Origin of the sequence: Polaromonas sp. YR568 (assembly GCF_943369675.1) — a bacterium.
Lineage (GTDB): Bacteria > Pseudomonadota > Gammaproteobacteria > Burkholderiales > Burkholderiaceae_C > Polaromonas.
Window position 1 is genome coordinate 16,820 of record NZ_CALROB020000005.1, and the last position, 26,885, is coordinate 43,704.

The following is a 26,885-nucleotide window of genomic DNA, read 5'->3' on the forward strand; positions in this document are numbered from 1 at the left end:
GGCCGTCCCCGCTCCCTAGTTAACGGCGGCCTTGATCCACTGCACGACGGCCTCGCTGGCCACCACGGGGGTTGTCAGGTGGGTAGCCTTGACTTCGAGGTACTGGCTTTTGGGGTTGGCGGGCAGCTTGTCGACGAAGTAGGCGCGGGCATAGCCGCTGATGTTGTCGGCGTCGCCGACGACGGTGAGCACGGGTGTGCCGGCCGGGATGCGGGGCGCGCTGACGCCCATGTCGGCGTCGGACGCGGGGTCGAAGTAGCTCAAATAGTCTTTGGCGGTGGCGACGACGGGCTGCTGCTTGCCCTGGTTGATGTCGGAAAAACGTTCACGCGAATCGCCCTTGCCGGCAGCGACGAGCTTGCGGGCTTCGTCGACGCTTTCGCGCACTGCCGTGTTTTGCTGGGAGGTGTAGTAGCGCGCGGGCACATGGCCGGGCGCCAGCAGCACCAGGGCCTGCACGTCGCCGCCGCGCGCGGCAAAGCCCATGGCGGCGGGCACGCCCATGCTGTGGCCGGCCAGCACGATGGTGGTGGCGCCCTGGCTGCGCAGGGTCTGCACGTGCACGGCCATTTCGGCCATGGCCTTGTCCCAGTTGCCGTCGAGGTAGCGGCCGCGCGACCAGGGCATGTCGGGGTACAGAACCAGCATGCCGGCGCCTTCGAGCACGGGCTTGAGGCGGCTCATGTTGGGGTCGTTGTTGCTGCCGGGGTTTTTGCCGTGCAGCATGAGCACGCCGATTTTGGGTTGGGCCTGGGCGATGGACGCGCCGGCCAGGGCCGAGGCCAGCAGCAGGCCGGTGGTGAGGACGCGTAAAAAAGCTCTGAGACGCATGGAAGGCTTTCTGGCAGTTCTGGCAGGGCGGGAATGCCCGCCCCAATATACCTGCGGCGGGGCGGCCCGCCAGCCGGGTTTGCGCGCAGGGTAGGCTTTTCCCGTGAGCCGCAAAAATCGCCATCAGGATGCGAGGCCTCGCTGGTACTATTGCGCCAGGATGCACTCCCTGATCGACCAAAAACGCGCGGACATTTCGCGCATCTGCCGGCGCCTGCACATCCAGAAGCTGGAAGTGTTTGGCTCGGCTGCGCGCGGCACGGACTTTGACCCGCAACAAAGCGATGCGGATTTCCTGGTGGAGTTCGCACCGGGCGCCAAGCGCGGCCTGGACGGCTACTTTGCCTTGAAGTCCGAACTGGAGCAGTTGCTCGGGCGCGGTGTGGATCTGGTGGAGCCGCGCAGCGTGCGCAACCCCTACGTGCTGGCCGGTATCAACAGTTCGCGTGAGCTCGTCTATGCAGCGTGATCCGCGGGCCTGGTTGTGGGATGTACAGGAGGCCGCCTCCACCATTGGGCAATTCACGGCCGGGCTCGATGCCGGGGGTTATGCCGGCACACCGCTGGTGTACTCGGCGGTGGAGCGCAAGTTTGAAATCATCGGCGAGGCGCTGAACCAGTTGGCCAAGATACGGCCTGACCTGGCCGCTCGTGTCCCCTACCTGCCGCAGATCGTGGCTTTCAGGAACCAGTTGATCCACGGCTATGCCCGGGTAGACCACGACACAGTCTGGGGAGGTCATTCAGCATTCCCTGCCCCAGCTAAAGGCGGCAGTGAGCGGGCTGCTTCAGGAACTGGACCAGGGCTGAGCCGGTAGCCTTGCGAGCCCGGCTTTTCTACAATCGCAGATGAACGCCGCCATGCCCCACACCGCCGCCAGCCCCTCATCCCCACCCATCGCCCTGCTGGCCAGCGAGCCCGAACGCGCGGCCTACCGCGACTATGCGCAGCCGGGCATAGACCGTGTGCGCAGCTTCTACCGCAACAACCACCAGCACCAGACGCTGGACTTTGTGCTGGCCAAAAAAGCCCAGTGGCTGAAGTTCGGTCAGCGCGAAATGACGCCCTGGGCGGCGCTGGAGTTCCTCAACACGCTGGTCGACGAGTCGGACCCCGACATCGAGCTGCCCCAGATCAGCCACTTATTACAAACCGCCGAAGCGATACGCGCCGACGGCCACCCGGACTGGTTTGTGCTGACGGGTTTTATCCACGACCTGGGCAAGGTGCTGTGCCTGTTCGGCGAGCCGCAGTGGGCGGTGGTGGGCGACACCTTTCCGGTGGGCTGCCGGTTTTCAGACCGCATCGTCTACCCCGAGTACTTCGGCTTGAACCCGGACAGCGGCGACGCGCGCTACAGCAGCGAGAACGGCATCTACACGCCGGGCTGTGGGCTGGATGCGGTGCACATGTCATGGGGTCATGACGAGTACCTGTACCAGCTGATGAAGACGCATTTGCCGCTGCCGGCGCTGTACATGATCCGGTATCACTCGTTTTATGCGTGGCACAGGGAAGGGGCGTATGGGCACTTGACCGATGCCCAGGATGCGGCGCATCTCCCGTGGGTGCAGAAGTTCAACGCCTACGACCTTTATTCGAAGAATGAGCGGCCGCCGGTTCTGGCGGAGTTGAGGGCTTATTACGACGAGCTCATGGCTAGATACTTGCCTTCACAGCTTAAGCTGTGAGTTCGGTTTCTGCGCTTTTTGCTGAGGCTTGCTGGCCGGGGGTTGCCCGGCGGCAACTCACTTTCTTTTGCTTCGCCAAAAGAACGTAAGCAAAGAAAAGGCGACCCTGGTTGCTGCGTCCCTCCGCTTCGCTGCGGGCAACCTGTGGTGCTCGGTCCAGCCGGGGTCTGGCTAAACTCGCTACGCTGCGCTTCGCTCAGACAACGCCAGCCCTGATCCGTCTGGCCCTGCGCTCCTCGGCGCATCCACAAGGGGTGGGAGCAGGAATACCGAACGCCAAATACCGAACAGCCAAAGACGTCATCCAGGTTTCGGGTCACTTCTTGTCGGGCAACTCAATCTTGACTTCCAGCACATCCAGGTTGTCTTGCCGCTCGAGGTGCAGCTTGATGTCATTGGGATTGATCCGGACGTATTTGGCAATCACCGCAATCAAATCCCGCTGCAGTGCGGGCAGGTAGTCGGGCTCATGCCCGCGCCCCGTCCGCTCGTGGGCCAGGATGATCTGCAGCCGCTCCTTGGCGACGCTGGCGGTTTTTTTCTTTTCGCCGAGCAGGAAGGACAGGAAGGACGCCATGCTTTATTTCCCCCCGAACCAGCGCTTGAAGAGCCCGGGCTTTTGTGCGTCGATGAAACGCATGGGCTTGTCCTTGTCGCCCAGGAAGCGGTCGACCACGTCCTTGTAGGCTTCGGAGACGTCGCTGCCCTGCATGTGCACGGCCGGCACGCCCTGGTTGGAGGCCTGCAGCACCGATTCGGATTCGGGGATCACGCCTATGAGCTTGATGCGCAGGATGTCCTGGATGTCGTCCAGCGACAGCATCTGGCCCTGGTCGACGCGGCCGGGGTTGTAGCGGGTGATCAGCAGGTGCTCCTTGATCGGGTCGCCACCGGCGATCGCGCGCTGGGTCTTGCTCGACAGCATGCCGAGGATGCGGTCGGAGTCGCGCACCGAGGACACCTCGGGATTCGTCACCACCAGCGCCTCGTCGGCGAAGTGCATGGCCATCAGCGCGCCGGTCTCAATGCCGGCGGGCGAATCGCAGACGATGTATTCGAAGTCCATGCCGGCCAGGTCTTTCAGCACCTTCTCGACGCCGGCTTTGCTCAGCGCGTCCTTGTCGCGGGTCTGCGAGGCGGCCAGCACAAACAGGTTGTGGCACTGCTTGTCCTTGATGAGCGCCTGGTTCAGCGTGGCTTCGCCCTGGATCACGTTGATGAGGTCATACACCACGCGGCGCTCGCAGCCCATGATGAGGTCCAGGTTGCGCAGGCCCACGTCGAAGTCGATGACGGCGGTTTTGTGGCCGCGCAACGCCAGGCCGGTGGCAAAGCTGGCGCTGGTGGTGGTTTTGCCCACGCCGCCCTTGCCGGAGGTGACCACAATGATTTTTGCCATTAGATAAATGTCCTTTTGAGAGCGAAAGAGAGATCAGTCACGGTTTTCCGGTGCGTGCCCCGCATGGTTCAGTCGGGGCCGCGGAACCGGCTTTGCCGGGCTGCAGGCGCAGCGCCCCCTCGGGGGGCAGCGCATTACACGGAGCCGAAGGCGAAGTGAAAAGCGTGGGGGCCATGTTCTACGCGGTCATGACGCTCATGACCAGCTTGTCACCCTCGTCACCCGGCACCAGCCGCACCTGCGTGGGCTTGCCGGCCATGCCGGGCGGCAGCGGGTGTTCGCTGGTGCGGTAGACGCCGGCGATCGACAGCAGTTCGGCCTCGAGCGTGAGCGAGAAGATGCGCGCCTCGGTGTTGCCGCGCGCGCCGGCCATGGCCTTGCCGCGCAGCGGCGCATAGACGTGGATGTGGCCGTCGGCAATGACTTCGGCGCCGGCATTGACCATGGCCAGCACCACCAGGTCGCGGCCGCGCGCATAGACCTGCTGGCCCGAGCGCAAGGGCTTGTCGATGACCAGCGCGCCCTGGGGCTCCAGATGCACGGGAGCCACAGGCGTTGGCATGGCGGGTGCGGGCGGCGCCGCTACCGCGGGCCGCGCGGCCACCAGGTGCGCATCAGGCACGGGCAGCAAACCGGCCTGCAGCGCCGCCGCCATCTGCGCGGGGCTGCCGCCTTTGGCGCAGAGAGGCACCAGCTGGTAGCTGCCCAGCAGGCTGATCAACGCGGGGAAGTCGACCTCGCCCGCCGCATCGGGCAGTGGCGACAGGTCGATCATCAGCGCGTCCTGGTCGAAGAAGTCGGGGATGTCGCCGAAGCGCGCTTCCAGCTCGCGCGCCAGGGCGACAAGGTCGGTGGACTTCAGCAGCAAGGCTACCAGCGGCAGGTTGGCGCTCTTGATTTCAAAGGTGGCGGGAGTGGTGGCCTGGAGGGCGACGGTCATAGGGTCATAGGCGCATGGGCGGAGGAGGCCGGCTGATATGCGGCAAAAAGCGGCAAATGAAAAGAAGGGCCGAGGGTAGCCCGCAAAGCCGCGTATTCCCGCGCACGCTTTGTCGCACTTGTGAGCGCATGAAACGCCCGCTAGCCGCGCGCACGGCCTTGGTGCACCGCCGCCGCCCGTCGCAAATAGCCGCGCCGGCATTGAATGCATGCGGCATGCACCCATATGCGGGGCTCATCACTCTGGACTTTTCATGAACTTCCTGCCGCTGGCGCTTGTAACCGCGCTGCTCCATGTTTACATCGGCGCACGCCTTGTGCCGGGGCTTGACGCCCATCCTGCCGGCCAATGGCTGCTGATCGTCGGCCTGGTGCTGTCCGCCTTGCTGATGCCGCTGGGCCTGATGGCCGGGCGCGTGGCCAAACAACCGCTGGCCGAGGTGCTGACCTGGGTGGGCCTGCTCTTCATGGGCCTGTTCTCGTCCATGTTTGTGCTGACGGTCGCGCGCGACGCCGGCCTGCTGCTGCTGTGGCTGGCCGACATGCTGGCGCCCGGCCGCCTGTCGCTGGCCTGGCTGCGCATCGCCTCGGCCGAAGCCGTGCCGCTGCTGGGCGTGCTGGTCACGGTGCTGGGCTTTTTGAATGCGCGGCGCACCGCCGCCGTGGTGAAGGTCGACGTGCCCATCAAGGGCCTGCCGCCCGCGCTGCAGGGCTTTACCCTGGCGCAGATCAGCGACATCCACGTCGGCCCCACCATCAAGCACGAATACCTGCGCCGCATCGTCGACAAGGTCAACGCGCTGGACGCCGACGTGGTGGCCATCACCGGCGACCTGGTCGACGGCAAGGTGGCAGAGTTGGCCGCCCACACCGCGCCGCTGGCCGATTTGAAGTCGCGCCACGGTACTTTTTTTGTCACCGGCAATCATGAGTACTACTCAGGCGCCCACGCCTGGGTCGACGAGCTGCGCCGCCTGGGCCTGACGGTGCTGCTGAACGAACACGTGGTGATTCGCTCACCGGGCGACGACGGCAAGCCGCTGGTGCTGGCCGGCGTGACCGATTACAGCGCCGGCCACTTCGACCCGGCCCACCGCAGCGACCCGGAAGCGGCCCTGCGCGGCGCACCGCTGGAGGCAGTGCGCGTGCTGCTGGCCCACCAGCCGCGCAGCGCGGCTGCGGCCGCCAAGGCGGGCTTTGATTTGCAGCTGTCGGGCCATACGCATGGCGGGCAGTTCTACCCATGGAATCTGTTTGTGCGCTTCCAGCAGCCCTTCACGGCGGGCCTGCACAAGCTGCAGAACCTGTGGGTTTATACGAGTCGCGGGACGGGGTATTGGGGGCCGCCCAAACGGTTTGGGGCGCCGTCTGAAATCACGGCGCTGAGATTGGTTGCTGCGTAGGTTTCTTTGCCGGGTCTTGCGCCGGCTTGCGCGCCTGTGCCCTCTGCGTAGGGTTGCTGGCCGGGTCGGCGGTTGATGTGTTGCTGCGGGTGCGAAGGCTGCGGGCCCTCACCCTAACCCTCTTCCAGAGGGAGAGGGGACAAGAAGGAAGAGCGCGAAGGTATTCCTGTCCCCACCTCTTGAACAACCCCCATCACAACGTTAACCTCACTCCATGCCCCAAACCCATGTCCTCCGCCTGAGCCCGGGCCAAGACCTCCGCGCCGCGCTGAACACCGCTTTTGTCCAGTTGCGGGCGGAACAGAACACTACAGCGGCCTGCATCATCTCCGCCGTGGGCAGCCTGTCCCACGCCGTCCTGCGCTACGCAGCCGAGCCCGGCGGCACGGTGCTGGCGGAGCCGCTGGAGCTGATCACGCTGTCGGGCACGCTGAGCCCCGACGGCGCGCACCTGCATGCCAGTGTGGCGACGGCGCGCGGGGAGATGCGGGGCGGGCATGTGATGGCGGGCTGCATTGTGCGGACCACGGCGGAGATTGTGCTGGCGCCCTTGCCGGGCTGGGTGTTCACGCGTGAGCATGATGCGCAGACCGGGTTTATGGAACTGGTGGCCAGGCCGGTTCTGTAGGCCGGCCCTGACAGCGGCGCTGGCATTCCGGGCGATGACACGTGGCGGCGAATCGGCGTAGAGTGAATTGGTCAACCCTGCGCGGGACCAGCGTACGGATTCAAGGAGATCAAGCCATGCGGAACAAACAGGTTTTCACTTATGCGCTGGGCGCCACGCTGGCCCTGCTGGCCGGGCCATGGGCGGCGGCGCAAACCATGCAAACGCCCCCTGTATCAGCGGTGCCGCCGCCCACCGCTGCGCCTGGGACAAGCGTGCCGCAGACGAACCCGCTGAACCGCAACCCGGCGCGCCGCGCGCAATTGCCGCCTGACAACACGCCGCCCCCGCCGCCGGACCCGCGCGACTCGAGCACGCGGCCGGTGCAGCCGCCGGGCAGTTTTGACGAACGGGATACGGTGTTGCGGCCTGGGGTGCCGGCATCGGGCCCCAGCAGGCCCTGAGTGTCCGTACCTTGCCCGCGCCTTGCGGGCGCCAGGCGCTTATGACAAAGACGGGCTGATGGCGGCCTGGCCTGGGCTTTGCGCCCTGGGTGCGTGGGTCTTGCGGCCTGCCGCGCCGCGGCCCTTGCGGTAGCGCTGCGGCGAGGCCGTGGCTTTTTGCATCATGCGCCGCCTCCTGAGGCGCGCGGGGTGGAACACCTGCTCGTACTGCGTGAGCCATTGCTGTTCGGCGGCGTCCAGGTCGGGCGCGTCCTGCGGGTCCGCACCGGGGCCGAAGCGCAGGGCGGTCAGCCCGTCGCCGCTGGCGCCAGCATCCTGCGGGCCCAGGTAGTCGGATTCGACGCTGCTTTCGGGCGTGAGGATGGCCCAGCGCATCTGGGAAAAGCGTTTGGCGAAGAAGGGGGCGACTGCGTCGACGATGTGGTGCTCGGGCTGGTACCAGGCCACGTGCAGCGGGCCGGCCAGGGGACGGGCGCGGAAGGTGTCGTCCTGCACCGAGCGAAAGCGCAGCTGGGCCTTCATGGCCTGCATGTCCTGGCGCACGTCTTCGGCCATCTGGCGGGCTTGTTCCATGTCGGCGTCCAGCGGGTTGTGGCGCAGTTGGGGCTCGTGCACCAGGCGCCACAGCAGGCGGTAGAGCAGCTTGAAGCGTTGCGGGTTGTGGTGCATCACGGCGGCCTGGCACATGGCGAAAAATTCGGGCGGCACATGGACGGCTGGGGCGTCGCTGAGCGTCGGGCTGTGGGCGGTGCCGGCGGCCGGGGGGCTTTCGAGGGGCGCATCGCCGCACTGCCAGCTGACCTGCTCGGGCAGGATGTTCTGCGCCAGCAGGCCGCGCGCGGCACGGCGAAAGCCTTCAAAGTCCGTCTGGCCCTGCAGCCGCACGGGCAGCAAGGCTTGGGGAAAGAGGTCGGTCGTCAGCAGGTCATTCATCACGCCCATGCGGTACATCCTTTCTTCTTTACGGTCTGACTTCATGGTGCCGCTACGGGTTCAAGCGCGGCTGTAGGCAAAGAAGCCGACTTCCCGGGTGCGGGCGTCGCATCGCCGGGAAAGAGAACATCACAAAACACTGTATCAATATACAGTAGTTTGTGGTCATGGACACAAGGATGAGCGTGAAAACCCTGGCGGGATGTGGCTTTGGCGCCTAAAGCTCCCGCAAAGAGCCTGCGGGTGGGAGGGGGAGGCTCAGCGCGGCGCGGGGCGGGCGTTTCGCGGGGACTGGCTTGCGCGGCCCGCCCGCTTGAGTTTTTTGGCGCGGGCCTCCATGGCGAGGTAGACGGCGCTGGCAATGCCCAGCGGCGCCAGGTAATAGATGACGCGGTAGGCGACCAGGGCGGCCAGCAGTTCGGCCTGCGGCATCAGGTGCGAGAGCAGGGCGACGAACACGGCCTCGAGCACGCCAAGGCCGGCCGGTATGTGGGTGATGACGCCGGCCACGGCGGCCAGCAGCAGCACGGCGACGACGGCGGAGAACTCGATGCGGTGCTGCAGCAGGATGAACAGGACGCCGGACATGACGAGCCAGTTGCCGGCGCCCATCAGCAGCTGCAGGCAGGCCAGGCGCGGCGCGGGCAGTTCGATGGTGTGGCCGCGCAGCTCGAAATGGCGCTGGCGGGTGAAGGCGCAGATGGCCAGGTAGGCCGCAGCGACCGCCAGCAGCGCGAGGCCGGCCAGGCGCAGGTGGCCGGCGCTGACGGGCCAGTCGGGCGGCAAGGTGGGCGGGTGCAGGCTGAAGACCAGGCCGGCCAGCAGCACATAGCCCATCCAGTTGGCCAGCATGCTGATGGACATGATGCGGGTGATGGCGCCGGGCGCCAGGCCCAGGCGCGAATACAGGCGAAATCGGAAGGCCACACCGCCCACCAGCGAGCCCAGGTTGAGGTTGAAGGCGTAGCTGGTGAAGGTGACCAGCATGACGGTGGGGGTGCTGAGCGTGTGGCCGGTGTAGCGCCGGCCCAGCAGGTCAAAGCAGCTGTAGAGCGTGAAGCTGGCCACGGCGAGCGCCACCGCGCCCCAGGCGGCGGTGAGCGGGTATTGCTCCAGTGAAGTGAGCACTTCGGCCCATTCAATGCTGCGCGCCTGCGACACCAGCAGGCCGGCGACCAGCAGGAAGAACACGGTGGTGAGGGCGCGCCGCAACCAGGGCCACCAGGGACGACCGCGCAGGGGGACACGCGCGGGGCGCGAGGGATGCGCAAGAGGCAGGCTGTCGGCCATCAGGCGCTCACACGGGTTTGGCCTGGCCCACCGGCTCGGGATCGGAGCCGCCGGCCGGGGGAAGGTCTAGCCCGGCGGGTGTGAGGCGCGGCGCGTGCGCCGGCAGCCAGCCGGCCCAGGCCGGGTAGCGGCGCAGCAGGTGGAAGACGAAGTAGCTGCGCACGGTGCGCCACCAGCTGGGCTCCATCAGGTCTTTGCGGTCGATTTGTTTGCAGCTGTGCTGCATCAGCGCGTCGAGCCGGTTGCCGAGCTCCTGGTTGAAGGCGCGGTCGCGGATGACGACGTTGGCCTCCAGGTTCAGCGACAGGCTGAGAGGGTCGAGGTTGCTGGAGCCCACGGTGGCCCATTCGTCGTCGACGACGGCGACCTTGCCGTGCAGCGGGCGCTCGCAGTATTCGTAGATGCGCACGCCGGCGTCCAGCAGGTGGTGGTACAGCATGCTGGCGGCGGTCTTGACGATGGGCATGTCGGGCTCGCCCTGCAGGATGAGGCGCACGTCGACGCCGCGCCTGGCGGCCCGGCGCATTTCCTTGAGCAGCCGGTAGCCGGGGAAGAAATAGGCATTGGCGATGATGACGCGGCTGCGCGCGGTGCGTATGGCGGCGCGGTAGTGGCGCTCGATGTCGTTGGTGTGCTTGCGGTTGTCGCGGGTGACGAAGAGCGCCGAGGCGTCGCCCGCGGGCGCGGGAATGTTGTCGCGGCGCAAGGCGCCTGCCAGCGAACGCGCGTGGCCGGCCAGGCGCTCGCGCAGGCCTTCGGGCGGTTCGGCGCCGGCATTGCGCCAGCCGGCGGCCAGGGCCCGGTGCACAAAGCTGTGGATGTCGGCGACCAGCGGGCCTTCGATTTCAACGGCGTAGTCCTGCTTGGCCTGGGGGCCGAAGTCGGCCAGGTGGTCGGCCGAATAATTGATGCCGCCGACGAAGGCGCGCTCGCCGTCGACCACCACGATCTTGCGGTGCATGCGGCGAAACAGGTTGGTGCGCCAGCCCCAGAGCTTGGGGCCCGGGTCGAACACATGCACACGCACGCCGGCGCGTGTGAGGGTGGAGAGGAATTCGGGCGACAGGTCGGGCGAGCCGTAGCCGTCTATGGTGAGGTCGACCTGCACGCCGCGCCGCGCCGCCTGGTGCAGGGCCGCGTGCAGTTCTTCGCCGACCTTGTCCTCAAACAGGATGAAGGTTTCGACCACGACTTCGCGCTTGGCGGCGGCGATGCATTCGAACACGCGCGGGAAAAATTCCTCGCCGTTTTCAAGCAGGCGAAACTTGTTGCCACTTACCCACCTCGACATGAAGCCTCCTTGGTCGCGGATGGGATCGAACCCGCAGCGTCAAGCCAGCAGGGGCCGCGGAACCGGCTTTGCCGGGCCGCAGGCGCAGCGGCCCTCTCGGGGGGCAGCGCATTACACGAAGCGAAAAGCGTGGGGGCCATTTCTAAAGCTCGATTTCTGCCGCTAGGGGCGCATGGTCTGAGAGGTGCGACCAGGGCCGCAACGGCAGCACCACCGGCGCGTGGCCGATGGCGTTGCGCACGTAGATGCGGTCCAGGCGCAGCAGGGGCAGGCGCGCGGGGAAGGTGCGCGCCGCATGGCCGTTGGCCTGCACGAAGACCTCGTGCAGCTCGGCGCCTTTTTCAAGCCGCGCGTGGGCGCGGTGCCGCCAGTCGTTGAAGTCGCCGGCCACCACCACGGGGGCGTGCGGCGGGATGTCTTTGCGCACGAGTTCGCAGAGCATGTCCATCTGCTTTTCGCGGTGGGTTTCCATCAGGCCCAGGTGCACGCAGATGGCATGCACGTTGACGTTGCGGCCGGGGATCTGCAGTTCGCAATGCAGCAGGCCGCGGCGCTCGGGGCCGCTGATGGAGACGTCGCGGTTTTCAAAGCGCACGATGGGAAATTTGGACAGCACCGCGTTGCCGTGGTGGCCGTTTGTGTAGACGGCGTTGCGGCCGTAGGCGAACTGCGGCCAGATGGTGTCGGCCAGGAATTCGTAATGCGGCGCATCGGGGAAGTTGTCGAACTTGTCGGCATGCTTGACGTGGTTGCCCGTCACTTCCTGCAGGAACACCACGTCGGCGCCGACGCTGCGCACGGCTTCGCGCAGCTCGGGCAGGATGAACTTGCGGTTGAAGAAGGTAAAGCCCTTGTGGATGTTGACCGTGAGCACCTTGAAGGAGAACGAGGACTCGGCGCTGGCGGCGGCCAGCGCGGTCTGCGTGTCGGCCTCCACGGCGGCCATGTCGACCTGCGTGCCGGCTTTGGGCGGCGTCACGGGCACGGCGACGGACAGCGCATCGGGCGCGCCGCGGGGAATGGAATCGGATGGGTCGGAAGGCAATGGCTGCATAAGGGAAGCGGGACGCGGTTGAGGCGCCAAGGTAAACAGGTGGCAACAGGTGACAGGTAGGCCGGGTGGTCACCCAAGGCATTCATTGTGATCCCGCGTGCATTCGCGCATGTGTAGGACAGAAACTTATTTCCTTGTTGTACAGCGCTCTTGTTAAGCACGCACTAACCACGCACGGTATGGGTGGCGGACACAAACACAGGCCACGGGCGCAGTGTCCTACAAGGCTCGGCGTGCCTCTCCGATAAGACCCCCGGTGGGGGCTCGTTAAATTGAAATCAGCCCCGTCAACAGATCAGGGCGTATCTCAACATCCGCTGCCTTACCTTATCCACAGGGGCCAACTGAAGAAGGAAAAGACTATGAAGAAGTACTCGATGCGTTCCGTTCCCGCCGCTGCCGCCATCGCCGCAGCCATGTTGTTCGGTGTGCAGGTTCATGCACAGACCAACGCCACCACGCCGTCCGGCAGCACGCCGATCGCCGGCAGCACCAGCTCCAAGGACGCTGTGACCCCCGCCCCGACCGGCGGCATGGCCAAGGATGCTGATGCGCGCACCGCCGCCAAGGCTGAAAAGCGTGACAAACGCGCCGCCAAGAAGGCCAGCAAGCAGGCCGCACGCGACATGGCGGCCACGTCCAGCGCAGGCGCCCCGCCCATCACCGGTGGTACCAAGTAAGCCAACCCAACCCGCTTCAGGGGCATGGCCGGGCCGTGAAACGCCGCGTCCATGCGCTTGAGGCGCCCCGGCCCTGACAGGCCGTGGTGGGGCCAAGGCGTTTTTGCCGCGGCCCCGCACAGGTGGGCTGCCTTCCGGCAAGCCCATCGTTTTTCCAAGGAGATTGATATGTCCAAGTTCTTTATTCGTTCCATTCCCGCCGCTGCCGCCTTGACGCTGGCCGCCGCGTTCGCATCCCCCGGCGTGTTTGCGCAAGGCCTGGGCGTCGGCGTGGGAGCCGGTGTCGGCGTGAATGCCGGCACAGGTGCACGCACCACAGGCGCTGCCGCCAACACGGGCGCGGGCCTGGGCGTGTCGCTCGGCCAGAACACCAACATTGATGCCGGCGTGCGCGCCAATGCGGCAGCCGGTGGTGGCGGTGACAGCGGTTCTGGCGCTGCTGCCGGCCGTGTCGGCGTGGGCGCCAGTACCGGTGTCAATGCCTCTGGTGTGAGCCAGGGCGCCAGCAAGATCGGCGGCCAGGCCGCCGGCGCGGTGGACAGCACCGGCCGTGTCGTTGCCCGCACGGGCAGCGCCGTGAAGAGCGGCGCCAAACGCACCTACAACGGCGTGAGCAACGGTGTGGGCAATGCCGCTGCCGGTGTGCAGGGCAGCGCGCGCGTGAAGGGTGGCGCCGACCTGAGCGGCGGCACCAAGTAGGCGTTTGACACGCAAGGCTTGAATCCAGGCGCCCCGTGCGCCTGGGTTCTTGCCAATACCGAATGACCGGGCGCGGGCTTGACCTGCCGCCCGGTATTTTTTTGGGCGGCTTTTATTTGGGCCGTGGCCGTTGCAGGTTTTTGTCCGGTTGCGACAAGGTGCCCGCGCGCAGTTCCTTCACCGCGCCGGCCACCGCTTTTGCCACGTTGCGCACTTCGGCCAGCACAGCCTTGTCGGCGTCCAGCGTGTTGTGGCTGGTGGCATAGGGTTCGTAGTAGCCGATGAAGCGGTCCAGCCTGGCCTGGCTGCCGGCGTCTATGAGGCCCATCCAGTCCAGCCAGTCGGTCAGGCTGCGCCGCGCGCCCTCGATGCCGGCGACGTCGCCGTGCACCACCACGCCGTAGGCGCGGCCGGCCAGGTGCTTGGGATAGTCCCAGCCTTTCATCTCCAGCGACTTGGCTTCCGAGGGCGTCTTGCCGTGGGTGCTGGTGGGGTCGGGGTTGCCGCCGTCGGCGCAGACCAGGCGGTCGACCATGAGCTTGAGCGGGCTGGGCGACTGGTACCAGTAGACCGGCGTGAGGATGATGACGCCGTGCGCGGCCGTCCAGCGTTCGTAGATCTCTGCCATCCAGTCGCTGGTCTGGCCGAGCGAGTGGTTGGGGTAGCAGCTGCAGGGCCAGTGGCACAGCGGCATGGCGGTGGAGACGCAGCCCTTGCACGGGTGGATGTTCAGGTTGTAGCTCGAGGTCAGCAGGCTCAGGTCCAGCACGTCGGCCTGCATGCCGGCGCTTTCGAGCGTGGTCTTGGCCGTGTTGAGCAAGCGCCAGGTCTTGGAGATTTCGCCGGGGCAGGTGCCGTCGTTGCGGGCCGAGCCGCAGATGAGCAGCACGCGGGACGGTGTGCCGGGTTTTTTCCATTCGGCCGCGGCTTTTTTCAGGCGCGCGCGGGTTTCCAGCCATTCGGTGGAGAGCTCGTAGTCGGGGTCGGCAAAACCCTTGCCGGCCTTGCGCGTGAAGGGCGCCTTGCGGCCTTCCTTGTAGGCGTCCCAGGCCAGCGTTTCGACACGCGCCAGGGCGTCGTCTTCATCGCGGAAAGCCGGGTCCACAAAGGATTGCATGAAGCGTTCGTGGAACGCACTGCGTGACAGGACGGCCGGCGCCTGGCCTTTGCGGATCTTGATCATCGGCCCAGTTTAGTCAGCGCGCACTGTGTCAACGGGTGCATTCGATGCGGTCCTACGCGGGCTTTCGGTGATGTCTGGCGAAATGGGCCAGGCACAAAAAAGCCCGCACCGGGCTGGGGTGCGGGCTTGGGGAGAGCGCTTCAGAGCGCTGGCGGCTTATTTAGCCTTTTTGCGGGGCCGGGCCGCCGTGGTGGCGGGGGCCGCCGCGCGGGCCGTGCTTTTTGTGCTCGGTATCAAAGGTCTTTTGCTGCTCGGGGCTCAACGCGGCATAGAAGGTCTTGGTGGCTTCGCCGCGCTTGTCCATGGCGGCGTTCATGTCGGCCATGCGCTGGGTGCGCATTTCCTTCATCTTGTCGATGCGCTGGGGTGTGGTCAGCTTGTCGAACTCGGCGCGCTGTTCAGGCGTGGGACGTGCGTGGGGTGCGGGCGGCTGCATGGACGCCGTGTAGCTGGTCCACGCGCCTTCCTGGGCGGGCGTGATTTTCAGCTTGGCCTTGAGGTCGGCCTGGCGCTTGGCGATCCAGGCCTGCATCTTGGCGGGGTCGTGGCGTGCCATGCGGTCGCCGTGCGGGCCCACGTGTTTGCCTGCGACGGGCGGAGAACCTGCGGGTGCTGCGGGAGGCGTCTGTGCCATGGCACCGGCGCCCACCGTGGCCAGCAAGCCGGCGAGTACGAGGCTGTTGAGGGAAGCGGAGCGGTTGAATGCGAATTTCATGGAGAACTTCCTTTCAAAGAGAAGAAGCCTGAAATCCATCGCCCGTGACATACGGCTTTTGGCTTCAGGTTGAAAGCAAGTGTGGCGGCGCTCTGTTTCCGAGCCATTGCCCGATGGTAAAGATTCACCCCTATCGGCACTCACTTCGTGTAGTACCTTTTCCCCTTGCAGGGGACGGGGCCTGCGGCCTGGCGAAGCCAGTTCCGCGGCCCCTGCTGGTGAACACCGTGCCTCTTGGTCAGTTCGTGCCGTGCAGCAGGGTATCGAACAGGTCCTCGCCGCCCATCTGGCCGCCTTTGAGCATGATCTCCATGCCGTCGAGTGCGGCGTCGTCACTGTGCAGGCGGCACAGGGCGACGCCGGGTGCGAGTTGTGCGGCGTAGGACAGGCCCCAGGCATCGAGTGCCTGCACGGCGTGGCTGGAGGTGTCGCCGCCGGCGATGCCGAGGCGGCGCAGGGGCACGGCCTTGAGCACGCGGGCCAGCAGGTCGCCGCAGGCGTGGGCCAGTGCGCGGCCGTCGGTGATAGCGGCGCTTGCGCCATCGGCCGAGGTGCAGGCCAGCACGTGGCGGCCTTCGGCCAGCAGCGTGGCGATCTGCGCGGCCATGTGCTGTGCATAGTCCGCGTCGCCTGTGAGGCGTGCGGGGGCTAGCGCAACCTGCCGGTAGGCGCTTGCGGCCTGGACTTGCCGCGCCGTGACGGGCGAGAGGCTGCCGGCCAGCACCAGCACCGGGCTGGTGGCCGCGGCGACATGGGGAGCCGCGGGTTCGTCACCGGCCTGCCAGTGCGCGGCCAAGGCCTGCACCACACTGCTGGGCCCTGCGGCCAGCAGGGTTTGTTGTTGGGCGCGCTGCCAGACCAGCCGGCCCACGGTGGCGAGGTGGCCGGCGTGGGCGACGTCCAGCAGCACGGCGTCGGGTTTGGCGGCCATCAGGGCGTCGAGCTGGGTGTCCAGCGCGGCGTCGTCCTGCTCGTAGTCGGGGTAGGCGATGCCGGCGACCTGCGCCAGGCCTTGCGCGGCCAGGTGGCGCCGCAGATCGGCTTCGTGCATGGGCGTGACAGGATGCCGGCTCATGGTGGGGTGCCGGTCCAGTCGGTGCACGGCGGGGCCGGCGCCGGCGAACAGGTTGCCGAACACGCAGTAGCGCCTGAGGTTGGGCTGGCCGCCGACGATGGGCACAAAGGCATTGCCGGCGTGCGGCTGCAGGATGCGGATGGCCGCGCCTATGCTGCCGACCTGGGGCGCGCTGTCGAAGGTCGAGCAGGTCTTGTAGTGCATGACGGGCGCGCCCAGCCGCGCGAACAGGCGGCCCACGGGTTCGAGCTCGGCGCGCATCTCGTCCGGGCTCATGGCGCGGGCCGCGCCCGCGATGCCCAGGCAGTCCAGCGGCCCGGCGCGTTCCAGCTGCGCGTCCGTCGGCAGGCCGAGGAAGAGCAGGCTGCGCAGGCCGGCGCGCGCGGCCGTGGCCAGGGTGTCGGTGGCACCGGTGAAGTCATCGCCGTAGTAGGCGATCTTCAAGCCGGAGACGCTCACAAAACCCTCCTGGCGTTGTTGCAGTCGCCTTGCCGTGCTGTAGCACTGTCTGCGGCGCCGCGCCTAGCCAGGACCGCTTCGCTGGGCTTTGTGAGCGTCTCTTGGGTGTTCATTGCTCACTTGCCGAAGAAAGCCAGCGCCGCCGCGAGCTCAGGCGCATTGCGCGCATGCTCGGCCAGCGCCACGCCGGCGCGTGTGGCTTCCCAGGCCTGGCGGATGCTGGCCACGCCGGCCGCGGGGCCGCCCGGGTGGGCGAGGATGCCGCCGCCGGACATGAAGAGCAAATCATCGCTGTTGACGGCGGCCCAGGTGGCGGGCACGGTGCCGGCCCACTGGCCCGACGAGAAGGCCGGCATGACGCGGTCGTCCACGCCGTTGATGCCGTTGGTCAGCGGCGTGTAGCAATCGTGCGCGGATTCGATGACTTCCTCGTCCGACTGCGAGAACTTGCCTTGCAGGCCGTGCACGTGCATGTGGTCCACGCCGGCCAGGCGCCACAGCGTCTGGTAGGCCTGGAAGGACATGCCCAGCAGCGGGTGCCGCGACAGCGCGCCGTAGCCGTTGCGGTGGCCGTGGATGGCGAGGCCCGTGTGGCGGCGCAGGGTCTGCACGCCGGAGTGGCCGCACCAGTTGAGGCTGGCCATGACGCAGCTGCCGCCTTCGCGCTCGATGAGGTCGGCGTGGCGTTTCATGGCGTCGGTTTCGTCGGTGATGTTGAAGGCCACCATGACGTGCTTGCCGGTGCGTTGCTGGTGCTCGCGCACCACGGCCATCACGGCGGGCACGCGTTCGCCCAGCGGCGCGTGGGTGGGGTTGGCGCAGACCTCGTCGTCCTTGATGAAGTCCACCCCGGCCGCGCACAGGCGGGCCACGAGTTCGGCGGTCTGCGCGGACGAGAAGCCGACGTTGGGCTTGATGATGGTGCCGACCAGCGCTCCCGTGGCCACGCCGGTGATCTTGCGTGTGCCGGCAATGCCGACCTGCGGCATGTCGAAGAAGGCGCGGTAGCCGGCGGACAGCTTGAGGCTTTCCAGGCGCAGGCCGCTGGCCTCGCCCAGGTCGTAGAGGTTGCCCGAGACCGTGGCCGCCAGCGTCGGCAGGTTGGCGCCCACGTTGGCGACGGGGAAGGAGATGCGCACGCGCGCGCGGCGCCAGGGGCCGGTGTGGCCTTTGCGTTCCAGCAGGGCGTTGGGCAGGCTGGGCGCGTTCACGGATTCGAGTTCGTCGATCTGCTCGACCGTGGCGCGCGCGCGCAGGCGCAGCGCGTCGGTCTCGCCCTCGACGCGCGCGAAGGTGCCGCAGGACTGTTCGCCCGCCATGACTTCGGCGACCTTCGCGGGCTCCAGCGGGGTTTCGATCAGGTAGGTGGCTTCAAAGCGGTCGGCGTTCATGGCGTGCGTCTTTCCGGTTCAGAGTTTGCTGAGGTCGGGGAAAGGCCGCACCGGGTCGCTGCCGTCCCAGTGTTCGGAGGAAGCGCGTATCAGGTCGAACATCTTGCCCTTGGGGCCGGCGACTTCGGACAGCTCGATCACGGTGCCGGGGTGGTATTCGGTGTCGAAGTAGATGAAGCGGCCTTTTTCGCCGACTTCACCGCTCATGACGGGCTTGAAGCCCTGCTTGAGCAGGCGCGCCAGGTCGGCGTCGTAGTCGCTGGTCCAGTAGGCGACGTGCTGCAGGCCGGTGCGGCCGGCTTGCTGGAAGTCGCGGTACATGGAGGGCACGTCGTTGCGCGTCTGGATCAGCTCGACCTGCACAAAGCCCGAGTTGGCCAGCGCCACCGAGTTGTGCGGTTCGTGCGATTCACCGCGGTAGGTGTAGTTCTTGATGGGCACCTTGGGGTTGTAGAACCAGGGGCCGACGCCCAGCGTTTTGCTCCAGTAGTCCATCGCGGCTTCGATGTCGGGCACGACGTAGCCCAGTTGGCGGATCTCGCCGAAAAATTTGCTCATGTTGTTTTGCTCCAGTGAAAAGGGCGGTTTAGTTTTTGAGGAAGCCGGTGGAGAACCAGGGCACGGCGGCCACCAGGGCCAGGCCGATCAGCAGCGCGCCCATATAGGCCCAGATGTAGGGGATGCCTTCGTCGGGGTCGACCTTGCTGACCGCGCAGGCGCCGTAGTAGCCGACGCCGAAGGGCGGCGCGAACAGGCCTATGCCCATGGCGAAGATGACGACCATGGCGTAGTGCACTTCATGCACGCCGACCATGCGCGCGATGGGGAACAGCAAGGGGCCGAACAGCACGATGGCGGGAATGCCTTCGAGCACGCTGCCCAGGATGACGAAGGCCAGGATGGACACCGCGAGGAAACCGTAGGCGCCGCCGGGCAGGCTGCCCATGACGCGGGCCAGGTCCTGCGAGAAGCCCGACTGCGTGAGGCCCCAGGCCATGGCGGTGGCGCAGCCGATGATGAACATGATGGCGCCGGTCAGCGACGCGGTTTCGATCAGCATGGGCATGAGCCGGCGCCACGGGAACTGGCGGTACAGGAAGAGGCCGGCCAGCACCGAGTAGATGATGCCGATGGTGGAGACCTCGGTGGCCGTGGCCACGCCTTCGACCACTGCGGCGCGGATCACGAAGGGCAGGATGATGGCGGGCAGGGCGATCAGCAGCAGCCTGCCGATCTCGCGTTTGCTGTGGCGCACGACGGCGCTCAGGTCTTCATGGCGGTAGCGCCACCACACGACGGTGCACAGCGCCGCGCCCAGTACCACGGCCGGCAGCAGGCCGCCGGTGAACAGCGCGGCGATGGACACGCCGGTGACCGAGCCAATGGTGATCAGCACGATGGAGGGCGGAATCGTTTCAGTTTGCGCGCCGGTGGCCGACAGCAGGGCCACCAGGTCGCCGGGCTTGGCGCCGCGCTTTTTCATTTCCGGGAAGAGCACGGGCGCGATGGCGGCCATGTCGGCGATCTTGGAGCCCGAGATGCCGGAGACCAAATACATCGCGCCGATGAGCACATAGCTGAGGCCGCCGCGCACGTGGCCCAGCAGGCTGGCGAGGAACTGGATCATGGCCTTGGCCATGCCGGTCATCTCGATCAGCGCGCCCAGGAAGATGAAGAGCGGCACGGCCAGCAGGATCATGTGCGACATGCCCTCGTCCATGCGGCCGACCATGACCAGCAGCGGCGTGGAGGTGGTGAGCGCGAGGTAGCCGAAGGTGGCCAGCGCGAAGGAGAAGGCGATGGGCACGCCCGACAGCACGGTGGCGGCGACGATGCCGACAAAAAAGATGATCAGGTTGAGTTTGCCCAGCGGCTGCAGCACGGGCTGCGCGAACCAGAACAGCGCCACGACGGCTACGGTGGCGGCCAGCGCGATGCCGGTCTGCCTGAAGCTGCTGGTGCGCAGGAGGCGCAACAGGGCCACGATGACCATGAGCGCCATGCCGATGGGGATGGCCGAGGCGCGCCAGGCGTTGTTGACTTCCATGGCCGCGGTGACGATGAAGCTTTCTTCATAGGCGTATTCCGCGGCCGGGTAGATCACCAGCACCAGGAAGGCGATGGACGCGGTGATGGCGATGGTGTCGAGCAGCGCGCGGGTGTGGGGCTGGACCTTGTTGACCAGCGCCGTCATGCGCATGTGCTCGCCGCGGCGCAGCGCGACGACCGCACCCAGCATGGACAGCCACAGGAACATGATGGAGGCGAGTTCGTCCGACCAGACCAGCGGCGAATGGAAGACGTAACGCGAGACCACGCCGGCGAAGAGCACAAAGATTTCGGCCAGCACCAGGACGGCGGCGATGGTCTCCACCACACGGCCCAGGCCGCGGTCCGCCGCGTGCGCGAGGCCGCTCAGGGCGTTGGCGGGTGGGGCGTCTGCAGGTGGCTGGGGAGAGGCGTGGGACATGGGGTGAATCTCCAAAGGACGGCGAAAGAGCGGGGAGAGCTAGGAGAGGAGGCGGGAACACCGGGGCGGTTTGTCTTGCTCCTTCTCCCTTCGGGAGAAGGTTGGGATGAGGGTCTCTTCGCCTGGATGAGGGCGCGGCTGGGTTACCGCTGCCGGCCCTCACCCCTGCCCTCTCCCCGGGGGGAGAGGGAGTAAGGCGGGGAGAGAAGTCCCTTAAGCCAACTTGCCGACCGACTGCTCCAAGAGCCCCCATGCTTCCGCCCCAAACCGCTCTTTCCACTCGTTGTAGAAACCAGCCTCGCGCAGCTTGGCGCGGAAGCTGTCGGCCGTCGGGCGGTTGATGGCCAGGCCCTTGGACTGCAAATCGGCGACCACGGTTTCGTTGAGCTTCTTGATGTCGTCGCGCTGCTGCAGGCCGGCTTCGTTGATGGCGCGGGCCACGATGGTCTTGAGGTCGGCGGGCAGCTTGTCCCAGGCGCGGCCGTTGGCGATGAACCAGTAGCCGTCCCAGATGTGGTTGGTCAGCGAGCAGAACTTCTGCACTTCATAGAGCTTGGCGACCTGGATGATGGGCAGCGGGTTTTCCTGCGCATCGACGATTTTTGTCTGCAGCGAGGAATACACCTCGCTGAACTGCAGGCTGGCGGGCGCGGCGCCCAGGCCCTTGAACATGGAGATGGACAGCGGGCTCACGGGCACGCGGATCTTCAGGCCGTCCATGTCTTTGGCGGTATTGACGGCGCCCTTGCTGCTGGTGGTCTGGCGGAAACCGTTGTCCCACATTTTTTCAAACGCATAGAGGCGGCTCTTGCTGATGGCTTCGCGCACGTGCGCGCCCAGCTTGCCGTCCATGGCGCCCCAGACCTGGTTGTAGTCGCTGAAGGCAAAGCCCACGGCGTTGATGGCGGCCACCGGCACCAGCGTGGCGATGACCAGCGCGGAGGGCGTGAAGAACTCGATGCCGCCTGAGCGCACCTGGGCCAGCATGTCGGTGTCGCCGCCCAGCTGGTTGTTCGGGAAGATCTTGATCTCGACGCGGCCGTTGGTCTCTTTCAGGATGCGGTCCGCGGCTTGCTGCGCGCGGATGTTGAGCGGGTGGGTGACCGGCAGGTTGTTGCCGTACTTGTAGGAGAACTCGGCGGCGCGGGCCATGGAGGGCAGGGCGGCGGCGATGCCGGCGGCAGGAACGGCGGACAGGGTGCGCAGCACGCTGCGGCGGGTGACTTCGGTCATGGTTTGTCTCCAGTTTTGTTTTGATGCGTTTTGATGCATCATTGGGTGAAAGCAGCGCAACGATAGGCGCAGGGTATTCAATCGTCAAACGAGAATAATGATGGATTTTGATGTATGAGGGTTATCCCTGATGGATTGCAGGAGCCGCAGCAGCGGGCACGTGTGGTCGACATTGCGCGCGCCGCCGGTGTGTCCACCGCCACTGTAGACCGGGTGCTGAACCAGCGCCCCGGCGTGCGCGGCGCCACCGCGCAAAAGGTGCTGAAGGCCGCGGCCGAGATGGACTACCTGCCGGAGACGGGGCTGTATGCCGCGCTGGCGGCGCCGCCCATGCGCCTGACCTTTTTGCTGCCCGACGGCAGCAACCGGTTTATCCGCATGCTGGGCGACACGGTGGGTTATTCGCAGGAACATCTGACGCCCTTCAACGTGAAGTGCCGCACCGAGCTGTTTGAAAGCTTCAACCCGCAGCAGCTGGCCGCCAGCCTGCTGCAGCAGGGCAAGCGCAGCGAGGGCATCGCCTTCATGGCGCTGGAACACCCGGCGGTGCGCGAGGCCGTCAGCGAACTGGCCGAAAAAGGCGTGCCCGCCATCACACTGATCTCCGACCTGTCGGGCTCGCAGCGCGCCGGTTATGTGGGCCTGGACAACCGCGCGGCCGGGCGCACGGCGGGCTACCTGGTGGGCCGCTTCATCGCGCCCGGCGCGCGCGGCGGCAAGGTGGCGCTGATCGCCGGTTCGCTGAGCTACCGCGCGCACGAAGAGCGCGAAGCCGGTTTCCTGCACGTGATCGAGGAAATGTTCCCGACGCTGCAGGTGGTGGGCCTGCGCGAAGGGCAGGACGACGCGCAGAAAAATTACGAGCAGACGCGCACGCTGCTGGAGCAATACCCGGACCTCGCCGGCATCTACAACATAGGGGGCGCCTCCGACGGCGTGGCGCGCGCGCTGAAAGAGATGGGGCGCGAGCACAAGGTCGTCTTCATCGGCCACGGCCTCACGCCCGACACGCGCGCCATGCTGATAGACGGCAGCATGGATGCGGTGATCACGCAAAGCCCGCAGTCGGCCATGATGAGCTGCGTGCGCATGTTCACCAACCTGCGCGACGGGCGTGACGTGATGAGCGGTGTCGACGCGGTGCGCAGCCAGGTGATCTTCCGGGAGAACCTGCCTTAGGCTTGGTCAGACGGGGTAGACCTTGACGGGCCGCGTCGCCACCGGGAAGCCCGCCCCGCCCAGGGTGTCGGCGATCGCCATGTTGGTGTCGAAGTAGACCTGCCAGTAATGGTCGGTGTGGCAATAGGGGCGGACCGCGAGCTTGGGGCCGAACTCGTTGAACTCCAGGATCTCCACGTCCACCGCGGGCGACTTCATGGTGTTGGCGACCTTGGCGACGGAGTCCTTGAGCAGCGCGATGGCCTTGTGCACGTCGGCGCTCCCGGCCAGCTGCGCGGCGAGCTCGACACGGCGATACGGGTTGGCCGTGTAGTTCTTGATGTCGTTGCCCATGACCTTGGCATTGCCGACCACGGTCTTGACGTTGTCCGGCGTGTTGATGCCGGTGCCGAACAGGCCTATCTCCAGCACCGTGCCTTCAACACCGCCGGCGCTCACGTATTCACCGACCTTGTAGGGGCGCAGCACCAGCAAAAAGATGCCCGCGGCGAAGTTGCTGAGCAGGCCGCTCCAGGCCGCGCCTATGGCCACGCCCGCGCCGGCCACCAATGCCGCGAAGCTGGTGGTCTCGACCCCGAAGTAGCCGAGGATGGCGACGACCAGCACGATGTTGAGCGCGACGTTGATGAAGCTCACCAGGTAGCGCTGCACCGTGGGGTCGATTTCCTGGCGCGTCATGGCCGCGCCGACCAGCCGCGTCACCAGGTGGATGAGCCAGCGGCCGATGATGAAGACGACGATGGCGCCTATGACCTTGAGGCCGAAGGCGACCAGGATGGGTTGGGCTTGTTCCATCCAGCTGCCTACTTGTGCGGTGTCCATGTGTGCTCCCTGTTTGCTTGTTAATACCGGACCATATTAGGGAGGCCGCATCCGCGTGTAAACAGGGTTTGGTGCTATTCGGTGGCCGCGCGGGCCATGCGCTCGCTTTTCCAATACACGTCATCGCCGCCGTTCATGCGATTCAGCACGCGCGACAGCACGAACAGCAAATCGCTCAGGCGGTTCAGGTAGTGGCGCGGTGATTCCTTGACGGGCTCGGCCGCGCCCAGCGCCACCACGGCGCGTTCGGCGCGGCGTGCCACGGTGCGGCACACATGGGCCAGCGCAGCGGCGCGCGAACCGGCGGGCAGGATGAACTCGGCCAGGCGCGGCAGCCTGGCGTTGTGCTCGGCCAGCGCGTCGTCGAGCAAGGCCACGGCCTCGGGCTTGAGCAGTTCAAAGCCGGGAATCGACAGCTCGCCGCCCAGGTTGAAGAGCTGGTGCTGCACCTCGACCAGCAGCTCGCGCACGCCGGGCGGCAGCTCTTCGCAGAGCAGCACGCCGATGTGCGAATTGAGTTCGTCGACGTCGCCCATGGCGTGGACGCGCAGGCTGTCTTTGGAGACGCGTGTGTTGTCGCCCAGGCCGGTGGTGCCGTTGTCGCCGGTGCGGGTTGCGATCTGGGAAAGTCTGTTGGCCATGGTGCGAAGGCGCGGGTCAGGCGCAGTGAAGGAAAGTCAAGGAGGCAAAGGGACTAAAAGAGACTGAAGCGGCAGCGTTACCCGGGGCAAAAAAATGTGTCGTCGTAGCCCATCATGTGAGTGAGGAAACACCCTGCAAAAGCGCTGGCCCTGGAGCGCGGGCTGCGTTGCAATGGCGGCTTGTTCACTTTTGATTGAAGGATTCCTCGCATGACCTTGCACACAACAGCAACCCAAGCTGCAAAACATTCTATTCCCAGCTTTGAGTTGCGCAGCGTGCTGCTGGTGGCCGCACTGGCCGTGGGCGCCGCCGGCGCCGCGCGGGCACAGACGGCCCCGCCTTCACCGGCCAGCCCCACCAGCCCGCCGTCGCAGATGGCGCCTTCGGCTGCACCCTCAACGGCTGTTCCGCAAAACCGCACCACCCCCAAGGACGTGGAAGCCGCCTTCGGCCGTGCCGACGCCAACAAGGACGGCAAGCTGGACCGCCAGGAAGCCGAGCACCTGCCGGCCGTGGCCCAGCGCTTCGAGCAGATCGACGCCAACCACGACACCTTTATCTCGCTGGCCGAGCTGACCAAGGCCGCCACCGGTTCCTGACGGTAAGGCTGCTTGGGCCTTGCTCCTTCCCCCGCTGGGGGAAGGTTGGGATGGGGGCTAGCGGCCGTGGCAACAGTGCGTGCTCTGCCGCCGCCGGCCCCTACCCCCGCCCTCCCCCAGCGGGGGAGGGAGCAAGAAGGGGAGAGATAACGCTTGTCCCCCAACCCTGCGGCCGCAACAGTCGCAGGCTCCGGGCCTCATTGGCAGACGTGGCACAAACGGCGCACCCGTCGTAAACTGTGCCACCACCCGGAGACAACAACCATGAACGCCCCCCTTCCCCAGCACCTGCTCCCCGAAATCCAGCAACGTGAGACCCCCGCCGCGCTGATTGATGCGCTGAAGGCGCGTTTTGCCGAGCGCTGCTCGACGGCCCTGGTGGTGCGCGAGCAGCATGGGCGTGATGAATCTTCTTTCGCCGCCCCACCGCCTTCGGCCGTGGTGTTCGCCGAAAGCACCACCGACGTCGCCGACGCGGTGAAGCTGGCCGGCCAGTACAACGTGCCCGTGATCCCCTTCGGCGTCGGCACCTCGCTCGAAGGCCATTTGCTGGCCGTGCAGGGCGGCATCAGCATCGACGTGAGCCGCATGAACAAGGTGCTGTCCATCAATGCCGAAGACCTGACGGTCACCGTGCAGCCGGGCGTGACGCGCAAGCAGCTCAATGAAGAAGTCAAAAGCACCGGCCTGTTTTTCCCGATAGACCCGGGCGCCGACGCGACCCTGGGCGGCATGAGCGCCACGCGCGCCAGCGGCACGAACGCCGTGCGCTACGGCACCATGCGCGAGAACGTGCTGGCGCTCGAAGTCGTCACCGCCGACGGCAGCGTGATACGCACCGGCACGCGCGCCAAAAAATCCTCGGCCGGCTACGACCTCACGCGCCTCATGGTGGGCAGCGAAGGCACGCTGGGCGTGATCACCGAAGTCACCGTCCGGCTCTACCCGCTGCCCGAGGCGATCTCGGCCGCGATATGTTCCTTCCCGAGCATCGAAGCAGCCGTGCGCACCACGATTGAAGTGATCCAGCTGGGCGTGCCGATCGCGCGCGTGGAACTCATCGACCACAACACCGTGCGCATGGTGAACGCGCATTCCAAGCTCACGCTGCGCGAGGAGCCCATGCTGCTGATGGAGTTTCACGGCTCCCCCAACAGCGTGAAGGAACAGGCCGAGCTGGTGCAGGAGCTTGCCAGCGGCCACGGCGGCAATGCCTTTGAATGGGCCAGCACGCCGGAAGAGCGCACGCGCCTGTGGACGGCTCGGCACAACGCCTACTTCGCGGCCATCCAGTCGCGGCCCGGCTGCCGCGCGATTTCCACCGACACCTGCGTGCCGATCTCGCGCCTGGCCGATTGCCTGCTCGAGTCGGTGGCCGAGGTCGACGCCAGCGGCATCCCTTACTTCCTCGTCGGCCACGTCGGCGACGGCAACTTCCACTTCGGCTACCTGATAGACCCGACCATCCCCAAGGAACGTGAAGTGGCCGAGGCGCTGAACCACAAGCTGGTGACGCGCGCGCTGGCGCTGGAAGGCACTTGCACCGGCGAGCACGGCGTGGGCCTGCACAAGATGGACTTCCTGGTGACGGAAACCGGCGACGGCGCGGTTGACATGATGCGCACCATCAAGCGCGCGCTGGACCCGAAGAACATCATGAACCCGGGAAAGATTTTTTCGCTGTCCTGAGGCGCTCGCCGGGTCTTGCTCCGGCTTGCGCGCTCTGGCCCTTTGCATGGACCTGCTGGCCGGGGGTTGCCCGGCGGCAACTCACTTTTCTTTTGCTTCGCCAAAAGTAAAGTAAGCAAAAGAAAAGGCGACCCGCAGTCTGGGTC

28 protein-coding genes are annotated in these 26,885 nt (G+C 66.4%); 11 read left to right on the forward strand and 17 right to left on the reverse strand.

The genetic code is table 11. The features are described 5' to 3' along the window. Positions 1-15: 15 nt before the first annotated feature. A complete protein-coding gene (locus ACLV8F_RS03655) occupies positions 16-831 on the reverse strand; it encodes an alpha/beta fold hydrolase (protein ID WP_411882886.1) in 816 nt (271 codons plus the stop codon). 160 nt (positions 832-991) lie between these two features. Here ACLV8F_RS03655 and ACLV8F_RS03660 point away from each other — a divergent pair, with 160 nt between their 5' ends. From ACLV8F_RS03660 to ACLV8F_RS03670, 3 genes are read left to right on the forward strand one after another with little or no spacing between them, the layout of a single operon-like run. Then, on the forward strand, positions 992-1,300 hold the full coding sequence (locus ACLV8F_RS03660) for a nucleotidyltransferase family protein (protein ID WP_411882887.1): 309 nt from the start codon (positions 992-994) through the stop codon (positions 1,298-1,300). Further along, positions 1,290-1,649, forward strand: a complete 360-nt coding sequence (locus ACLV8F_RS03665; protein ID WP_411882888.1) for a DUF86 domain-containing protein — start codon at positions 1,290-1,292, stop codon at positions 1,647-1,649. The genes ACLV8F_RS03660 and ACLV8F_RS03665 overlap by 11 nt, the downstream gene beginning before the upstream one ends. A 43-nt stretch (positions 1,650-1,692) precedes the next feature. After that, positions 1,693-2,523, forward strand: a complete 831-nt coding sequence (locus ACLV8F_RS03670) for an inositol oxygenase family protein (RefSeq protein WP_411882889.1) — start codon at positions 1,693-1,695, stop codon at positions 2,521-2,523. A gap of 316 nt (positions 2,524-2,839) precedes the next feature. On the opposite strand, the gene minE is transcribed toward ACLV8F_RS03670, so the two are convergent. From minE to minC, 3 genes are all read right to left on the reverse strand, one after another. Beyond that, positions 2,840-3,100, reverse strand: coding sequence for a cell division topological specificity factor MinE (gene minE / locus ACLV8F_RS03675; protein ID WP_411882890.1), 261 nt, complete (start codon positions 3,098-3,100; stop codon positions 2,840-2,842). 3 nt (positions 3,101-3,103) lie between these two features. Further along, on the reverse strand, positions 3,104-3,922 hold the full coding sequence (gene minD, locus ACLV8F_RS03680; protein WP_411882891.1) for a septum site-determining protein MinD: 819 nt from the start codon (positions 3,920-3,922) through the stop codon (positions 3,104-3,106). Positions 3,923-4,100: 178 nt separating this feature from the next. After that, complete coding sequence (gene minC / locus ACLV8F_RS03685) at positions 4,101-4,862, reverse strand: septum site-determining protein MinC (protein WP_411882892.1); 762 nt, start codon at positions 4,860-4,862, stop codon at positions 4,101-4,103. Between the two features lie 253 nt (positions 4,863-5,115). On the opposite strand from minC, the gene ACLV8F_RS03690 reads away from it, so the two are divergent. From ACLV8F_RS03690 to ACLV8F_RS03700, 3 genes are all read left to right on the forward strand, one after another. Then, complete coding sequence (locus ACLV8F_RS03690; protein ID WP_411882893.1) at positions 5,116-6,264, forward strand: metallophosphoesterase; 1,149 nt, start codon at positions 5,116-5,118, stop codon at positions 6,262-6,264. Positions 6,265-6,478: 214 nt separating this feature from the next. After that, the gene (locus ACLV8F_RS03695) at positions 6,479-6,892 is read left to right on the forward strand and encodes a PPC domain-containing DNA-binding protein (protein ID WP_411882894.1); all 414 of its coding nucleotides are present in this window, start codon (positions 6,479-6,481) and stop codon (positions 6,890-6,892) included. A 116-nt stretch (positions 6,893-7,008) separates the two neighbouring features. Then, a complete protein-coding gene (locus tag ACLV8F_RS03700) occupies positions 7,009-7,335 on the forward strand; it encodes a hypothetical protein (protein ID WP_411882895.1) in 327 nt (108 codons plus the stop codon). Between the two features lie 39 nt (positions 7,336-7,374). Here the strand turns inward: ACLV8F_RS03700 and ACLV8F_RS03705 are convergent, their stop codons facing one another. The 4 genes from ACLV8F_RS03705 to ACLV8F_RS03720 all read right to left on the reverse strand — a co-directional run bounded on the left by ACLV8F_RS03705 (position 7,375) and on the right by ACLV8F_RS03720 (position 11,795). Then, complete coding sequence (locus ACLV8F_RS03705) at positions 7,375-8,313, reverse strand: TIGR03915 family putative DNA repair protein (protein WP_411882896.1); 939 nt, start codon at positions 8,311-8,313, stop codon at positions 7,375-7,377. A gap of 213 nt (positions 8,314-8,526) precedes the next feature. Beyond that, positions 8,527-9,558, reverse strand: a complete 1,032-nt coding sequence (locus ACLV8F_RS03710; RefSeq protein WP_411882897.1) for a lysylphosphatidylglycerol synthase domain-containing protein — start codon at positions 9,556-9,558, stop codon at positions 8,527-8,529. Between the two features lie 7 nt (positions 9,559-9,565). Beyond that, complete coding sequence (gene clsB, locus ACLV8F_RS03715) at positions 9,566-10,849, reverse strand: cardiolipin synthase ClsB (RefSeq protein ID WP_411882898.1); 1,284 nt, start codon at positions 10,847-10,849, stop codon at positions 9,566-9,568. A 142-nt stretch (positions 10,850-10,991) separates the two neighbouring features. After that, complete coding sequence (locus tag ACLV8F_RS03720; protein ID WP_411883017.1) at positions 10,992-11,795, reverse strand: endonuclease/exonuclease/phosphatase family protein; 804 nt, start codon at positions 11,793-11,795, stop codon at positions 10,992-10,994. A gap of 470 nt (positions 11,796-12,265) precedes the next feature. Between ACLV8F_RS03720 and ACLV8F_RS03725 the strand changes: the two genes are divergently transcribed. Both ACLV8F_RS03725 and ACLV8F_RS03730 read left to right on the forward strand, forming a co-directional pair. Beyond that, entirely contained in the window at positions 12,266-12,583 is a 318-nt protein-coding gene (locus ACLV8F_RS03725) for a hypothetical protein (RefSeq protein WP_411882899.1), read from the forward strand. A 168-nt stretch (positions 12,584-12,751) separates the two neighbouring features. Then, a complete protein-coding gene (locus ACLV8F_RS03730) occupies positions 12,752-13,282 on the forward strand; it encodes a hypothetical protein (RefSeq protein WP_411882900.1) in 531 nt (176 codons plus the stop codon). A gap of 112 nt (positions 13,283-13,394) precedes the next feature. Here the strand turns inward: ACLV8F_RS03730 and ACLV8F_RS03735 are convergent, their stop codons facing one another. The 7 genes from ACLV8F_RS03735 to ACLV8F_RS03765 all read right to left on the reverse strand — a co-directional run bounded on the left by ACLV8F_RS03735 (position 13,395) and on the right by ACLV8F_RS03765 (position 21,808). Further along, entirely contained in the window at positions 13,395-14,465 is a 1,071-nt protein-coding gene (locus tag ACLV8F_RS03735; protein WP_411882901.1) for a flavodoxin family protein, read from the reverse strand. Positions 14,466-14,625: 160 nt separating this feature from the next. Next, a complete protein-coding gene (locus ACLV8F_RS03740; RefSeq protein WP_411882902.1) occupies positions 14,626-15,180 on the reverse strand; it encodes a Spy/CpxP family protein refolding chaperone in 555 nt (184 codons plus the stop codon). Positions 15,181-15,418: 238 nt separating this feature from the next. Continuing rightward, entirely contained in the window at positions 15,419-16,714 is a 1,296-nt protein-coding gene (locus ACLV8F_RS03745; protein WP_411882903.1) for a four-carbon acid sugar kinase family protein, read from the reverse strand. A 116-nt stretch (positions 16,715-16,830) separates the two neighbouring features. Then, positions 16,831-18,105, reverse strand: a complete 1,275-nt coding sequence (locus ACLV8F_RS03750; protein WP_411882904.1) for a ribulose-bisphosphate carboxylase large subunit family protein — start codon at positions 18,103-18,105, stop codon at positions 16,831-16,833. Between the two features lie 18 nt (positions 18,106-18,123). After that, a complete protein-coding gene (locus tag ACLV8F_RS03755; protein WP_411882905.1) occupies positions 18,124-18,663 on the reverse strand; it encodes a VOC family protein in 540 nt (179 codons plus the stop codon). Between the two features lie 28 nt (positions 18,664-18,691). Then, positions 18,692-20,575, reverse strand: a complete 1,884-nt coding sequence (locus tag ACLV8F_RS03760) for a TRAP transporter large permease subunit (protein WP_411882906.1) — start codon at positions 20,573-20,575, stop codon at positions 18,692-18,694. A gap of 213 nt (positions 20,576-20,788) precedes the next feature. Further along, complete coding sequence (locus ACLV8F_RS03765) at positions 20,789-21,808, reverse strand: TRAP transporter substrate-binding protein (protein WP_411882907.1); 1,020 nt, start codon at positions 21,806-21,808, stop codon at positions 20,789-20,791. 114 nt (positions 21,809-21,922) lie between these two features. Here ACLV8F_RS03765 and ACLV8F_RS03770 point away from each other — a divergent pair, with 114 nt between their 5' ends. Continuing rightward, complete coding sequence (locus ACLV8F_RS03770; protein ID WP_411882908.1) at positions 21,923-22,987, forward strand: LacI family DNA-binding transcriptional regulator; 1,065 nt, start codon at positions 21,923-21,925, stop codon at positions 22,985-22,987. 6 nt (positions 22,988-22,993) lie between these two features. On the opposite strand, the gene ACLV8F_RS03775 is transcribed toward ACLV8F_RS03770, so the two are convergent. Both ACLV8F_RS03775 and ACLV8F_RS03780 read right to left on the reverse strand, forming a co-directional pair. Then, entirely contained in the window at positions 22,994-23,809 is an 816-nt protein-coding gene (locus tag ACLV8F_RS03775; protein WP_411882909.1) for a mechanosensitive ion channel family protein, read from the reverse strand. 74 nt (positions 23,810-23,883) lie between these two features. Further along, positions 23,884-24,450: a cob(I)yrinic acid a,c-diamide adenosyltransferase gene (locus ACLV8F_RS03780; protein WP_411882910.1), complete on the reverse strand. Its 567-nt coding sequence runs from the start codon at positions 24,448-24,450 to the stop codon at positions 23,884-23,886. Between the two features lie 210 nt (positions 24,451-24,660). Between ACLV8F_RS03780 and ACLV8F_RS03785 the strand changes: the two genes are divergently transcribed. Together ACLV8F_RS03785 and ACLV8F_RS03790 are read left to right on the forward strand one after the other, a co-directional pair. Beyond that, positions 24,661-25,050, forward strand: coding sequence for an EF-hand domain-containing protein (locus ACLV8F_RS03785; protein WP_411882911.1), 390 nt, complete (start codon positions 24,661-24,663; stop codon positions 25,048-25,050). A 264-nt stretch (positions 25,051-25,314) separates the two neighbouring features. Beyond that, the gene (locus tag ACLV8F_RS03790) at positions 25,315-26,739 is read left to right on the forward strand and encodes an FAD-binding oxidoreductase (protein WP_411882912.1); all 1,425 of its coding nucleotides are present in this window, start codon (positions 25,315-25,317) and stop codon (positions 26,737-26,739) included. The last annotated feature ends 146 nt before the right edge of the window (positions 26,740-26,885 follow it).

Bases quoted from the DNA above. Each gene is read 5' to 3' on its own strand.
- ACLV8F_RS03655 (WP_411882886.1), bottom strand. From the start codon at position 831: ATGCGTCTCAGAGCTTTTTTACGCGTCCTCACCACCGGCCTGCTGCTG.
- ACLV8F_RS03660 (WP_411882887.1), top strand. From the start codon at position 992: ATGCACTCCCTGATCGACCAAAAACGCGCGGACATTTCGCGCATCTGC.
- ACLV8F_RS03665 (WP_411882888.1), top strand. From the start codon at position 1,290: ATGCAGCGTGATCCGCGGGCCTGGTTGTGGGATGTACAGGAGGCCGCC.
- ACLV8F_RS03670 (WP_411882889.1), top strand. From the start codon at position 1,693: ATGCCCCACACCGCCGCCAGCCCCTCATCCCCACCCATCGCCCTGCTG.
- minE (WP_411882890.1), bottom strand. From the start codon at position 3,100: ATGGCGTCCTTCCTGTCCTTCCTGCTCGGCGAAAAGAAAAAAACCGCC.
- minD (WP_411882891.1), bottom strand. From the start codon at position 3,922: ATGGCAAAAATCATTGTGGTCACCTCCGGCAAGGGCGGCGTGGGCAAA.
- minC (WP_411882892.1), bottom strand. From the start codon at position 4,862: ATGACCGTCGCCCTCCAGGCCACCACTCCCGCCACCTTTGAAATCAAG.
- ACLV8F_RS03690 (WP_411882893.1), top strand. From the start codon at position 5,116: ATGAACTTCCTGCCGCTGGCGCTTGTAACCGCGCTGCTCCATGTTTAC.
- ACLV8F_RS03695 (WP_411882894.1), top strand. From the start codon at position 6,479: ATGCCCCAAACCCATGTCCTCCGCCTGAGCCCGGGCCAAGACCTCCGC.
- ACLV8F_RS03700 (WP_411882895.1), top strand. From the start codon at position 7,009: ATGCGGAACAAACAGGTTTTCACTTATGCGCTGGGCGCCACGCTGGCC.
- ACLV8F_RS03705 (WP_411882896.1), bottom strand. From the start codon at position 8,313: ATGAAGTCAGACCGTAAAGAAGAAAGGATGTACCGCATGGGCGTGATG.
- ACLV8F_RS03710 (WP_411882897.1), bottom strand. From the start codon at position 9,558: ATGGCCGACAGCCTGCCTCTTGCGCATCCCTCGCGCCCCGCGCGTGTC.
- clsB (WP_411882898.1), bottom strand. From the start codon at position 10,849: ATGTCGAGGTGGGTAAGTGGCAACAAGTTTCGCCTGCTTGAAAACGGC.
- ACLV8F_RS03720 (WP_411883017.1), bottom strand. From the start codon at position 11,795: ATGGCCGCCGTGGAGGCCGACACGCAGACCGCGCTGGCCGCCGCCAGC.
- ACLV8F_RS03725 (WP_411882899.1), top strand. From the start codon at position 12,266: ATGAAGAAGTACTCGATGCGTTCCGTTCCCGCCGCTGCCGCCATCGCC.
- ACLV8F_RS03730 (WP_411882900.1), top strand. From the start codon at position 12,752: ATGTCCAAGTTCTTTATTCGTTCCATTCCCGCCGCTGCCGCCTTGACG.
- ACLV8F_RS03735 (WP_411882901.1), bottom strand. From the start codon at position 14,465: ATGATCAAGATCCGCAAAGGCCAGGCGCCGGCCGTCCTGTCACGCAGT.
- ACLV8F_RS03740 (WP_411882902.1), bottom strand. From the start codon at position 15,180: ATGAAATTCGCATTCAACCGCTCCGCTTCCCTCAACAGCCTCGTACTC.
- ACLV8F_RS03750 (WP_411882904.1), bottom strand. From the start codon at position 18,105: ATGAACGCCGACCGCTTTGAAGCCACCTACCTGATCGAAACCCCGCTG.
- ACLV8F_RS03755 (WP_411882905.1), bottom strand. From the start codon at position 18,663: ATGAGCAAATTTTTCGGCGAGATCCGCCAACTGGGCTACGTCGTGCCC.
- ACLV8F_RS03760 (WP_411882906.1), bottom strand. From the start codon at position 20,575: ATGTCCCACGCCTCTCCCCAGCCACCTGCAGACGCCCCACCCGCCAAC.
- ACLV8F_RS03765 (WP_411882907.1), bottom strand. From the start codon at position 21,808: ATGACCGAAGTCACCCGCCGCAGCGTGCTGCGCACCCTGTCCGCCGTT.
- ACLV8F_RS03770 (WP_411882908.1), top strand. From the start codon at position 21,923: ATGAGGGTTATCCCTGATGGATTGCAGGAGCCGCAGCAGCGGGCACGT.
- ACLV8F_RS03775 (WP_411882909.1), bottom strand. From the start codon at position 23,809: ATGGACACCGCACAAGTAGGCAGCTGGATGGAACAAGCCCAACCCATC.
- ACLV8F_RS03780 (WP_411882910.1), bottom strand. From the start codon at position 24,450: ATGGCCAACAGACTTTCCCAGATCGCAACCCGCACCGGCGACAACGGC.
- ACLV8F_RS03785 (WP_411882911.1), top strand. From the start codon at position 24,661: ATGACCTTGCACACAACAGCAACCCAAGCTGCAAAACATTCTATTCCC.
- ACLV8F_RS03790 (WP_411882912.1), top strand. From the start codon at position 25,315: ATGAACGCCCCCCTTCCCCAGCACCTGCTCCCCGAAATCCAGCAACGT.